This is a genomic window from Chachezhania sediminis (assembly GCF_009765275.1).
GTDB classification, from domain to species: domain Bacteria; phylum Pseudomonadota; class Alphaproteobacteria; order Rhodobacterales; family Rhodobacteraceae; genus Chachezhania; species Chachezhania sediminis.
This window is the reverse complement of the sequence record NZ_VOPH01000015.1, coordinates 11144-23097: the sequence shown is the minus strand read 5'-3', so window position 1 is coordinate 23097 and position 11954 is coordinate 11144. Positions and strand designations below refer to the sequence as shown.

The 11954-nt window shown below is 66.6% G+C and carries 8 protein-coding genes; 1 reads left to right on the top strand and 7 read right to left on the bottom strand.

Annotation, left to right across the window (positions count from 1 at the left end; all coding sequences use genetic code 11):
- Positions 1 to 4 precede the first annotated feature (4 nt).
- Positions 5 to 1213 (bottom strand): glycosyltransferase family protein, encoded by a 1209-nt coding sequence (locus FQK05_RS23830; RefSeq protein WP_158971816.1) that lies wholly within the window; start codon positions 1211 to 1213, stop codon positions 5 to 7.
- A 480-nt stretch (positions 1214 to 1693) separates the two neighbouring features.
- Between FQK05_RS23830 and FQK05_RS23825 the strand changes: the two genes are divergently transcribed.
- The gene (locus FQK05_RS23825) at positions 1694 to 4093 is read left to right on the top strand and encodes a mechanosensitive ion channel family protein (protein WP_158971705.1); all 2400 of its coding nucleotides are present in this window, start codon (positions 1694 to 1696) and stop codon (positions 4091 to 4093) included.
- Between the two features lie 231 nt (positions 4094 to 4324).
- Here the strand turns inward: FQK05_RS23825 and FQK05_RS23820 are convergent, their stop codons facing one another.
- The 6 genes from FQK05_RS23820 to FQK05_RS23795 form a co-directional block, all read right to left on the bottom strand.
- Positions 4325 to 5818 carry a class I adenylate-forming enzyme family protein gene (locus FQK05_RS23820; protein WP_233270657.1) on the bottom strand — a complete coding sequence of 498 codons (1494 nt, stop codon included), beginning with the start codon at positions 5816 to 5818 and terminating at the stop codon, positions 4325 to 4327.
- A 31-nt stretch (positions 5819 to 5849) separates the two neighbouring features.
- Entirely contained in the window at positions 5850 to 6638 is a 789-nt protein-coding gene (locus FQK05_RS23815) for an oxepin-CoA hydrolase, alternative type (protein ID WP_158971703.1), read from the bottom strand.
- Entirely contained in the window at positions 6635 to 6997 is a 363-nt protein-coding gene (locus FQK05_RS23810) for a PaaI family thioesterase (RefSeq protein WP_233270656.1), read from the bottom strand. The genes FQK05_RS23815 and FQK05_RS23810 overlap by 4 nt, the downstream gene beginning before the upstream one ends.
- A 61-nt stretch (positions 6998 to 7058) precedes the next feature.
- Complete coding sequence (locus tag FQK05_RS23805) at positions 7059 to 8195, bottom strand: acyl-CoA dehydrogenase family protein (protein WP_158971699.1); 1137 nt, start codon at positions 8193 to 8195, stop codon at positions 7059 to 7061.
- Between the two features lie 3 nt (positions 8196 to 8198).
- Positions 8199 to 9389 (bottom strand): acyl-CoA dehydrogenase family protein, encoded by a 1191-nt coding sequence (locus tag FQK05_RS23800; protein ID WP_158971697.1) that lies wholly within the window; start codon positions 9387 to 9389, stop codon positions 8199 to 8201.
- Positions 9390 to 9417: 28 nt separating this feature from the next.
- Complete coding sequence (locus FQK05_RS23795; RefSeq protein ID WP_158971695.1) at positions 9418 to 11508, bottom strand: 3-hydroxyacyl-CoA dehydrogenase NAD-binding domain-containing protein; 2091 nt, start codon at positions 11506 to 11508, stop codon at positions 9418 to 9420.
- Between the last annotated feature and the right edge of the window lie 446 nt (positions 11509 to 11954).

The window sequence follows — 11954 nt, the reverse complement described above, 5'->3', positions numbered from 1 at the left end:
GTCCTTATCCCCCGATGCGGCCCGAGCGGCGGCCCAGCATGTCCGCCACCCGTTCCGTCACCCGGTCCAGTCCGTCCAGCAGCCGGTCGGCCGGCGCCTGCGACGGGCGCGGCTGGGCGGGCAGGCCGCGGATCGCGTCGATCATCGCCTGCGCCGTCAGTCCGTCGCGCTTTTCGTCGACCATGCGGACCAGGCCCAGCGTCTCGGCGCGGCTGGCGCGGATGTACTGTTCCATACGCGGCACCGTCCGCGGCACGATCACCGCGCGCTTGTCGAAGGACAGCACCTCGCAAAACGTGTTGTAGCCGCCCATGCAGACGATGCCTTCGGCCCCGGCGATCAGCGTCTCGATCTGGGATTCGAAACCCAGCGCCTGCACCCGCTCGCCCAGCGCCTCCACGCGTTCGCCGAACCCGGCCCGCATCGCCCCGTCCAGGAAGGGGCCGTAGACGATCAGCGCCCGCGGGCCAAGGCCGGGATCGGCCTCGTATGCGGACAGCACCAGGTCCACCAGCATCTCGCCATCGCCGCCACCGCCTGCCGTGACCAGGACATAGGGCTGCGCCGGAGGCGTGCCCACCGGCCCCACGTCGCGGCGAAGATAGCCGGTCCACCACGTACGGTCCCGCATCCTGGGGCTGAGGTCCAGCGCCGCAGTCGGGTCGTAGATCGAGCGCACGCCATAGACCCAGATCTCGTCGTAATAGGTCTCGGTCGCCTCCAGCGCGCCCTTCCGGTCCCATTCGGGCACCAGCACGGCCGGTTCGTCCAGCACGTCGCGCAGGCCCAGTACCGTCTGCGTCTGGCCATGGGCACGCAGGTCGTCCAGCGTGTCGATCAACTCGCCCCGGAACCCGGTCGGTTCCTTGTCGACGACCAGGATGTCGGGGCGGAACTTGTCGGCCGCCGCCCGGATCAGCGCCGCGCGCAGGCCCGTCGTCTCGTCGATATCCATGCCCAGCGCCTGGGATTCGTAGCTGCCGTCGCTGCGCTTGGTCACGCCGGGCAGGCGGATATGGTCCACCCGTTCGGAAAAGGCAAAGCGACCGGCGACCGGCGATCCGGTCAGGATCAGGGCCGAAGCCTTGTCGTCCGCCGCAGTGATCGCCTGCGCCAGCGCCCGCGACCGGCGCAGGTGCCCCAGGCCGAAAGTGTCGTGACTGTACAGCATGACCCGAGGCCCCCGGCGCGAAACGGTCGCCGGGGCGGTCATGGCAACCCGGGGACCGGGTTCGGCCGGCTTTCGGACCGGAACACTCATGATTGCCTTGCCTTCATTCGAAACCAAATCGCGATCCGCACGCATCGGCCAGCGTCCGTATCACCGGTTGCCACCGGACACCCGCAAGAGCTACGCGCACGATGTAGCACCGGGTTCAACGCACTTCTCCTCCGGGTCGCCCCTTCATCTGCCATCGGCCCCTGGCAATCGGCCCAGCCCTGTCTCGCAACCTCTGCCCCGGACCGGTTCCTGTCAAGGCGAGGCCGGGTTCACGCCGGATCAGCGCATGGAACTGAGGCAATCCTGCCCCTCTCCGCGCATCGCTTCCGCTTGTCCCCCCATGGCAGTGCCACCGACCGGTTGCAGCAAGCCGGCGCAGTTCCTACCGTGCCAGCACCGGACGGAACCGGGAAAAGGGACAGGAAGGGCACAGTCGCGATGCTTCAAAGGTTGCGCGTTCTGATCGGACAAATGGCCATCCTGACGGCCCTGGCCCTGGCCGGGACCTCCTGGCTGGCCCCCGCGGCACAGGCCCAGCACCTGCCGGGCCTTCCCGGCCTGACCGGCACGTCGAAACAGGACGGCCCCGCGACCGGACCCGATGCCCTGGCCGATGCGATCAGGCAGGCGGCGCAATCGGGGGTGAGTGTCATCGTCGTGGACGAAAGCGGCCGCCTGATCTCGGCCGTGGCCCCTCAGACGCAGAGCCGGGACGGCACGGCCGACGGCGACGCGATGGAGGACGCGTCCGAGCTGATGAAGATGCAGGGCATGATGCAGCATTTCGAGGACGCGCTGAAGGAGCGCCTGACCTCACTGCCGAATTCCCTGAACGAGGTCACCTATATCCTGCGCAAGACCAGCCCGACCGGAGAGATCTTCACCTATGTCCGGGTTCTTCTGACGACGTTGGCGTTCCTGCTGGTGGCCCAGTTGCTGACCCGCCATTTCTACGCGCGCCGCGTGCTGGGCCGCGTGCTGATCCCGAGGATCGTCGCCGAACCCATGGGCTATCTGGAAAAGATGCCCTTCCTGCTCCTGCGCTTCCTGGGCGGGCTTTCGGTCACGGCGATCACCATCGTGGTGGCCTATGTTTCGGCCATAGCGCTTTACGGGCGGATCAGCGACATCTCGATCCAGTTCACCGTGACCTCGATCCTGGTGGCCTATGCGGCGATGCGCACGGGGTCGGACTTCTGGCGCATGGTACTGTCGCCCTACCTGTCCCAGTACCGGCTGCCCTCGTTTTCCGACCGGGACGCGCGACGGCTTTACCGCTGGCTTTGGATCCTCTTGACCTTTGACGTGGCAACCATCGTCTTCAGCACCTGGATCAAGGATTTCGGCCTGAACTACAACGTCTATGCCGTGCTGCACGGGACGCTGGCCTTCTTCGGCACCGTTGCCAACATCGCGATGATCGCGGTCAACGCGCCTGCAGTGTCGAACGCGATCCGCGACGGCAACCCGGTCACGCAGGTTGCCTGGCCGATCCGCCTGCTGTCGACGCTCTGGGCACCGTTCCTGATCGTCTTCGTGATCTTCGGCTGGATCAATCTGATCATCGACCTGGTCATGGCCCGTCCGGTCCCGGTGCCTATGGTCGTTGCGGCCTACCTGATCTTCATGGCGATCATCGTCGTCTACGGCGCCGCCAATTTCCTGATAGAACGCTATTTCGAACAGCCGGCCCCACCCCGGCCGGCCGCGGCCCCCTTTCACGACCCGTCAGCCGATCCCGGGGACCATCCCGGCGAAGATCCCGGGGATGATCCCGACCCCGCCGATACCGCCGATGACCCGATGCGCATGGCCCACCACGGGCTGACCACCTTCAAGGCCCTGGCCAAGCGGTCGGCCGGGATCCTGGCCATTGCCGCCGGCGCACTGGCCAGCCTGCAGATCTGGGAAGCCCACAGCACGCTGATCTCGGAATCCATCATCGACACGATCAGCGACATCGCCGTGGTCGTCTTCATCGGCTACGTCTGCTACAATGCGGCCCGTATCTGGATCGATCATCGCATCGCCGAGGAAGTCGGCGACCAGCCGGAAGAGGCGGAAACCGGCAACGAGGGCGGCGGTACGGGGGCCAGCCGCCTGGCCACGCTGCTGCCGCTGTTCCGGGGCGTGATCCTGTCGGTCGTCTTCGCCACCATCACCCTGATCGTGCTGATGGAGCTTGGCGTGAACGTCTCGCCGCTCTTCGCCGGTGCAGGCGTCGTCGGCATCGCCGTAGGCTTCGGAGCCCAGACCCTGATCCGCGACATCTTCTCAGGCGCGTTCTTCCTGATCGACGACGCGTTCCGCAAGGGCGAGTACATCGACCTCGGCGACGTGAAGGGAACGGTCGAAAAGATCTCGGTCCGGTCGATGCAGCTTCGCCATCATCGCGGCGCACTGAACACCGTGCCCTTCGGCGAGATCAAGGTCCTGACCAACTATTCCCGCGACTGGGTGATCATGAAGCTACCCCTGCGGGTAACCTATGACACGGATGTCGAAAAGGTCCGCAAGCTGATCAAGAAACTGGGGCAGGAACTGCTGGACGACCCGGTGATCGGCCACAACTTCATCGAGCCGCTGAAATCCCAGGGCGTGATCGAGATGCAGGACAGCGCGATGATCATCCGGGTGAAGTTCATGACCAAGCCGGGCGACCAGTGGCTGGTGAGGAAGAAGGTCTACGAAGACATCCGCGAGCTCTTCAACCGCGAAGGCATCCACTTCGCCCACCGCGAGGTGACGGTGCGCCTGGCCGACGGAGTCGATCCCAACACGCTGACGGAAGAGCAGAAAAAGGCCGTGACCGGCGCCGTCCGCACCATGGTCGAGGAGGAGGAGAACGGCAACTCCCAGGGCGACCGATAACACGCCCGGCCGGGCGCCCGGCATCCGAGACAGACCGGGGACGCTGTCCCCGGACCCCTGAGGTATTTGAAGATCAAAGAAGTCAGGGGACTTCGCCCGGCACAGGTTCCCTGCTTCTTCTTTTCAAAAATACTCCCGCCGGAGGCCGTCCGGCGCCGCGGCGCACGCGGCGGCGAAATCCGGGCAAGACGCCGGGATCGCGCAGGGCGGGGTTCACCCCGCCGCACCGGGTCAGGCCAGGGCGTCCGCGAAGGTTTCCAGCAACCGCGCCTTCAGGATCTTGCCCGACGGTGCAGCGGGCAGGTCCTGCGTGATCACGATCCGCGACGGGCGCTTGTAGCCGGCCAGCCGGCCGGCGGCGAAGGCCCGAAGGTCGTCCTCGGTCGGAAGATTGCCGGCCGCGGCCTGGACGAAGGCCACCACCTTCTCGTCCCCGTCGATCATCATGCCGACGACCGCGCACTGGATCACCTGCGGATGTTCGTTCAGCGCCGCTTCCACTTCCGGCGGATAGACGTTGAAGCCGCCGTGAATGATCAGCTCCTTCAGGCGGCCCTTGATGTGAAGGTTCCGGCCTTCGTCGAAGGCGCCCAGATCGCCGGTGCGCAGCCAGCCGTCAGCGTCCAGAACGGCTGCCGTGGCCTCCGGATTGCGGTAATAGCCCAGCATGATCTGCGGACCCTTCGCCAGCACCTCGCCCGTCCCTTCGCCGCCGCCGGGCGCGGCTTCGTCGATGCGGATCCGGGTCTCGGGCAATTCCAGCCCGACGGATACGTCGGGGCTGCCCAGCTTGTTCCAGGTGACGGTCACGGCCGAACAGGTCTCGGTCAAACCATAGCCGTTCTGGAGCGGCAGGCCATAGAACGCTTCGGCCCGGCGCTTCCATTCGGGGTCCAGCGGCGCGCCGCCCGACGACACGTATTCCAGCGTCGGGCTGTCCAGCCGGTCGTGGCCCAGTGCCCGGACATGGCCCATCAGCAGCGCGTGCATCTGCGGCACCGCCGGCAGGTGGGTCATGTCGCGCTGCAGTTCGGTATAGAGCTTTTCGACCGAGAACCGCGTTTCCAGACGGGCCGTGGCCCCGGCGCAGATCGTGGCCGACATGATCGAGGTCAGGCCCATGACATGGGTAAACGGCGCCACACCATAGAGGATCTTGCCCGGTTTCAGACCGCGAAACACCTCGGCCTGGCGCGCACCGTAAAGAAGGTTGGCGTGCGAGATCATCACGCCCTTGGGCTCGCCCGTCGTGCCGGTGGTGTAGAGCAGCGCGGCGACTCGGTCGTCGGCTTCGGGTGCGCTGGGGAAGGGCATGGCCAGGTGCATGGACCCGAAGGCACCGAAGATCTCGGCGGCCTCCAGCCGGCGGGCGTGCCGCGCGGCATCGGGCGACGCGGCCGTGGTCGCCAGCACCGCCCTTGGTCTCGCATGGGTCAGGACCCGGTCGATCTCGGGCGCGGTCTGTCGGGCATTCACCGGCACCGCCCAGGCGCCGATCCGCGAACAGGCGAAGATCGAGGCGACGGCGGCGGCGCAGTTTTCCAGCAGGATCAACACCCGGTCGCCGGGGTTCACACCCGCTTCCAGCAGGACAGCGCGCATCTCCTCGGTCGCGCGTTCCAGCGCGAGGTAGCTGAAAAGGCCCCCGGAGCCGTCGATCAGCGCCGTCCGGTCCGGCACGCGCCCGACCGACTGCGTCAGGAGATTGTCCCAACGTTCCATCATGTATTCCCCCCCCGCAAGCCCCGTGACGGGCCTAGCCGAATTTCGGCGCGCGTTTCTCCAGGAAGGCGGCGATGCCCTCTCCCGATTCCGTGCCCCCAGCCGCCCTGGCCATGGCGTCGCGTTCGGCGTCAAGCTGCTCGGCCTCGGTGTTTTCGTAAGCCTGGGCCACAAGACGCCGGATCACACCCTGCGCCTCTCTGGGGCCTTTGGCCAGAGCATCCGCAAGCCGGTGCGCGGCCGCGTCGGCCTCTCCGGCCGGGACCACGGCATTGACGACGCCCAGGCTTTCCATCCGTTCGGCGATGACGGGGCGGGCCAGCAGGCACATCTCCATTGCCAGCTGGCGCGGCAGCATCCGCGAAAGCGCACTGGTCAGACCGCCATCGGGCACGAGACCCGCCTTCACGTAGGCGGCGGTGAACTTCACGCCCTCGGCCGCTACGATCAGGTCGCAGGCCAGTGCCAGCGAGGCCCCGGCCCCGGCGGCGCCGCCTTCGACCGCGGCGATCACCGGCACCGGGCAGGCGCGGATCGCGCGGACCAGGCCGTGCAGTTCGTCCACCTTGGCGCGGCGGGCGTCCTCCGGCATCTTCCGGCGGTCGATCAGGACCGACAAGTCCCCGCCCGCACAAAAGAACCCGCCTTCGGCCGTCAGGATCACGGCGCGAATCCGGGGATCCGCGGCCTTTGCCATCGCCTCGTTGATCGCCGCATAAAGCGCGGGCGACAGGGCGCCGCGCTTGGTGGTGTTCATGTTGACGACAACCAGCCGGTCGCCCAGGTCGTCCACGCGCGCCAGTTCGGGTGTGGCTTCGGTCATTTCTTCAGTTTCTCCTGCGAGACACGCTTGTAGACGCCCGACGAGGTCGCCAGCAGCTTGCCCTCGGCATCCCTCAGCTCGCCCTCGATGAACAGCGTGCTGCGGCCGCCGCCGGCGATGGTGCCCATGGCCGTGACCCGGCCCGGCAGGGCCGGGGCCAGGAACTGGGTGGTCATCGACAGGCTGAGGAAAGGCGCCTTGCCCGACGCATCGACCGACAACGAACCGGCGACGCCGCACACATTGTCGAGGATCATCGCGATGATCCCGCCATGCAGCACCCCGTGGCGGTTGAGGTGCTGCGGGCCGATGTCCAGATGGGTCCGGGCGCGCCCGTCGGGGTGGCTGATATCAACCACGTACCCGACAAGGCTTTGCGCGCCCGTCTCTCCGATAATCAGGCCGGCGTCAGGACCCGTCTCAGGCTGCGGCGCTGAGGGCAATGAACCGCTCCAGATGCCAGTCGGTGTCGCCCAGCCGGTGGTCGGACATGACGATACGCTTGGCGAAATGCGCCAGTTCGTATTCCTTCGTCATGGCGATGCCGCCGTGCATCTGGATCGCTTCTTCCGCGATCAGGCGCCCGGCCCGGCCAAGGTAGTTCCGTGTCGCGGCGACGTAACGGTCGCGCTCGGCGGTGTCGGACTCCAGCCGGCCGGCGATGTTGATGACGGCGGACCGCGCCATCTCCAGCTCGATCAGCATGTCGGACATGCGGTGTGCCAGCGCCTGGAAGGTGCCGATCGGACGGCCGAACTGCTGGCGGGTGACCAGGTATTCCTTGGTCAGCCCGGTCGCGGTTTCCATGGAGCCCAGGATTTCCGCCGACAGCGCCGTATTGGCGCGCGCCGCCGCCGTGACGATCGCGGGATAGGCCTTGCCGGCCTCGCCCAGACGGGCCGAGGACGGGACCTTCACGTCGTCCAGCGTCACTTCGGCCGCGCGGCCGCCCTGCATCAGCGGATAGCCGACCATGGTCAGGCCGGCAGTGTCCGCGGGCACCAGGAACAGGGAAATCCCGTCCTCGTCCATCAGACCGCCGCTTTCACGGGCCGAGACGACCAGGTAGCCCGCCGCTTCGGCGTTCACGACCACGGCCTTGCGGCCGGACAGAACGATCTCGTCCCCCGAAACCTTCGCGGTGGTTTCCACCTGGTTCAGCTCATAGCGACTGCGCGGCTCGCCATGGGCGAAGGCAAGGTGCAGCGCTCCGCCGATGACCTCTTCCAGCAGTTCCTTCTGGGTGTCCGACCCCAGCGCGGCAATCAGGCCGCCGCCCAGGATGGCCGTGTCCAGAAAGGGTTCGACGACGCCTGCGCGGCCCAGTTCCTCGAACACCGTGGTGATGTCGAAGCCCTTGCCGCCAAAGCCGCCGTCCTCTTCCGTGAACAGCGCGCCGATGACGCCCAGTTCGGCCAGTTCGGCCCAGATCTCGGGCGACAGGCCCTCTTCGCTGTCGATGATCTTGTTGCGCGTTTCCAGCCCGTAACGGTCCGCCAGGAAACGACGCAGGGTGTCCTGCAGCATCTGCCGCTCTTCGGTCAGCTCGAAATTCATGGCTTACACTCCGATCTGGGTCTTGGCGATGATGCCGCGCTGCACTTCGTTCGATCCGCCAAAGATCGAAAGCTTGCGGTTGTTGAAGTACCGGCTGGCCTGCGGGGCCGCGTAGTCCGGGCCGATGGGCTGGTTGTCGCCCTCGACGGCTTCGGACTGGAACGGCATCGCGTAGGGGCCCACGGCGCGGCGGGCCAAGTCGTTGATTTCCTGCCGGATGATGGTGCCCTTGACCTTCAGCATCGACGCTTCGATCCCCGGAGCATGGCCCACGGCGGCCTGCGACACGATCCGCAGGTTCGCGGTTTCCATCGCCATCAGGTCGGCCTCGACCTCGGCCAGGCGGGCGGCGAAGGCCGGGTTCTCGATCAGCGGGCGGCCGCCCGACATCTCGGCCCGGGCCATGCGCTTGACCGAATCCAGCGCCGCCTTCGATGCGCCAACGCCCGCGATATTGGTGCGTTCATGGGTCAGCAGGTACTTGGCGTAGGTCCAGCCCTTGTTTTCCTCGCCCACCAGGTTTTCGACCGGAACCTTGACGTTGTCGAAGAAGACCTCGTTCACCTCGTGGGTGCCTTCCAGCAGGATGATCGGGCGCACGGTGATGCCGGGCGTCTTCATGTCGATCAGAAGAAAGCTGATGCCTTCCTGCTGCTTCACGTTCGGATCGGTGCGGACCAGGCAGAAGATCCAGTCGGCGTGCTGGCCCAGCGTCGTCCAGGTCTTCTGACCGTTGACGATATAGTGGTCGCCTTCACGCACCGCGCGGGTCTTCAGGCTGGCCAGGTCGGACCCCGCGCCGGGTTCCGAATAGCCCTGGCACCACCAGTCCTCGCCCGACAGGATGCGGGGCAGGTAGTAATCCTTCTGCTCCTGGTTCCCGAAGGCCTGCAGCACCGGGCCCAGCATCGCCAGGCCGAAGGGCAGGACCCGCGGCGTGTTGGCGAAGGCGCATTCTTCCTCGAAGATGTGGCGCTGGACGGCGTTCCATTCGGCCCCGCCGTATTCCTTCGGCCAGTTCGGCGCGATCCAGCCCTGTTCGTACAGGATCTTGTGCCAGCGAAGGTAATCTTCCTTCGACAGCTCCGACTTGGTCTTCATCTTGTCGGCCAGGTCCTTCGGCAGCTTTTCGGCCAGGAAGGTCCGGACCTCCTCGCGGAAGGCCTGCTCCTCGGGCGTGTAGTTCAGGTCCATGGGTTGTTCTCCCCCCTCATGTTGCGGCTCAGGCCGCTTCCTTGTTCAGGTCGTCGAAGGTCCGGCCCTCGGCCACCAGCTGCTCCAGCAGGGGCGCGGGTTGCCAGAAGTACGGATCTTCCTTCGCGTATTCCTTGATATCCGCCAGCAGCGCCGGCAGGCCTTCCATGTCGGCCCATTTCAGCGGCCCGCCGCGATAACGCGGGAAGCCGTAGCCGAAAAGGAACGTCATATCGACGTCCAGCGGGCGGCGCGCGATGCCTTCACCCACCACCTTGGCGCCTTCGTTGACCATCGCGGCCATGTAGCGACGCACGATCTCTGCTTCGGTGAAGTCCCTGGGCGTGATGCCAAGCTCGGCCCGTTCGGCCTCGATCAGCTCCATCACCTCGGGGTTCGGTGCCGCGGCGCGGGACCCGGCGGCATAGTCGTAATAGCCCTTGCCGGTCTTCTGGCCCTTGTGCCCGGCCTCGACCAGCTTGTCGGCATAGGTCGACACCCGTTCGCGCGGATCGCGGGTCGGCGCCAGCCGCTTGCGGGTCATGTAACCGATGTCGAGCCCGGCCAGGTCGGCCACCGCGAAGGGGCCCATGGCAAAGCCGAAATCGGTGATCGCCTTATCGATGGCATAGGGCGAGGCCCCGTCCAGGATCATGTGATCCGCCGCAGTGCGGTACTTCGACAGGATCCGGTTGCCGATGAAGCCGTCGCAGACGCCCGCACGGACCGACACCTTGCCCAGCTTCTTGCCCAGGTCGAACCCCGTCGCCATGACGTCGGGCGCGGTCTTGTCCGCGACCACGACCTCCAAGAGCTTCATCACATGCGCGGGCGAGAAGAAGTGCAGCCCGATCACGTCCGCCGGCCGGCTGGTCGAGGCCGCGATCTCGTCGATGTCGAGGTACGACGTGTTCGACGCCAGAACCGCACCCGGCTTGCAGACCGCGTCCAGCTTGCCAAAGACCTCTTTCTTGACGTCCATGTTTTCGAACACGGCTTCGACCACCAGGTCGACGTCCTTCAGATCGCCGAAATCGGTGGTCGGCGTCAGGGCGGTTTCGGTCAGGTGCTCGAACTTCGCCTGGTCGATCCGGCCGCGCTTCAGTGCGCCGGAAAGGTTGCCGGACACGCGGTCCTTGGCGGCCGCTGCTGCCTCGGGCGACATCTCCACCAGCACCACGTTCAGCCCCGACAGCAGCGCCGCGGTGGCGATGCCCGCCCCCATGGTGCCGCCGCCGATCACGCCGATGGCGGCCAGCGGACGCGGATCGACCCCCTTCAGTTCCGGCAGTTTGGACACCTGCCGTTCCGAAAAGAAGGCATGGATCATGCCCTGCCGCTGGTCGGTTTCCATCAGTTCGCGGAACAGGGACCGTTCGTAGGCCACGCCTTCGGCAAAAGGTTTTTCACAGGCTGCCTGCACGGCGCGGACGCCGTAGGCGGGGGCCAGCAGGCCCCGTCCCTTCTTCAGGGTCGCTTCATAGGCGGCGTCGAAATCGATGGGCTCGGGCGCCGGCATCTCGCTGACCGGGCGGCGCGGCGCGGCGGCGTCCAGCAATTCCTGCGCATAGGCCAGACCGATCTCGCGCGGGGAACCGTCGGCGATCTTGTCGATCACGCCCATGGCCAGCAGGTCCCTGGCACCCAGCTGCCGGCCCGAGGTGACGATGTCGATGGCCTTTTCCACGCCGATCAGGCGCGGCAAGCGCTGGGTGCCGGTGGCGCCGGGGATCAGGCCCAGGTTCACTTCCGGAAGGCCCATCCGCGCCTTCGGTACGGCGATGCGGTAATGCGTGGACAGCGCGATCTCCATCCCGCCGCCCAGCGCGGTCCCATGGAGCGCCGAGACCACGATCATCGGCGCGGCCTCAATCGCGTTGCAGACGTCAGGCAGGTGCGGTTCCTTGGGGGTCTGGCCGAATTCGCGGATATCGGCACCGGCGAAAAACGTGCTGCCCTCGCCATAGATCAGCACCGCCTTGGCGCCGTCGGCCGTGGCCTTGGCGATCCCGTCGACCAGCCCCTGCCGCACGGCGTGGCCCAGCGCGTTGACCGGCGGGTTCTGCGCCGCAAGCACGGCGATGTCGCCCACGCGTTCGTATCCGATGGCTTCGGTCATGCCGACAGTTCTCCTTGCATCCGGCAGCGCCTTAGCACTTGACACCGCCTCCTGGTCCTCTGACGGTTTTCTAGCCGGGTTCCACGGACAAGCGCAAACCCGCAAAGCCGGTCTGCACGAAAAATCCTGTCCTTTGTCAGGCACCCCTTCATTCCGCCCTGCGAAAGGCTATTCCACACGTTTAGCGAAACGGCAAGTGTCCAGAGCCGTGATCCCGGCGTCAGTGCGGACATATGTCAGGAAAAGGCGGATGCAGGCCCGGACGTCCGAAGCGTCCAGGAACAGAATCACACGCAGCGACAGAAACCGGTCCCAGCCCGGATCCGCGCGACCGATCTTCGCTGGCGACCCGTCCGGCACGGCACCCGGCGGCAGGCCCCGCCCCCTGGCCCGCGACGATGGAACGATGGAACGATAGGCTGGCGCCGCCCGCCCCGCCACGGCAG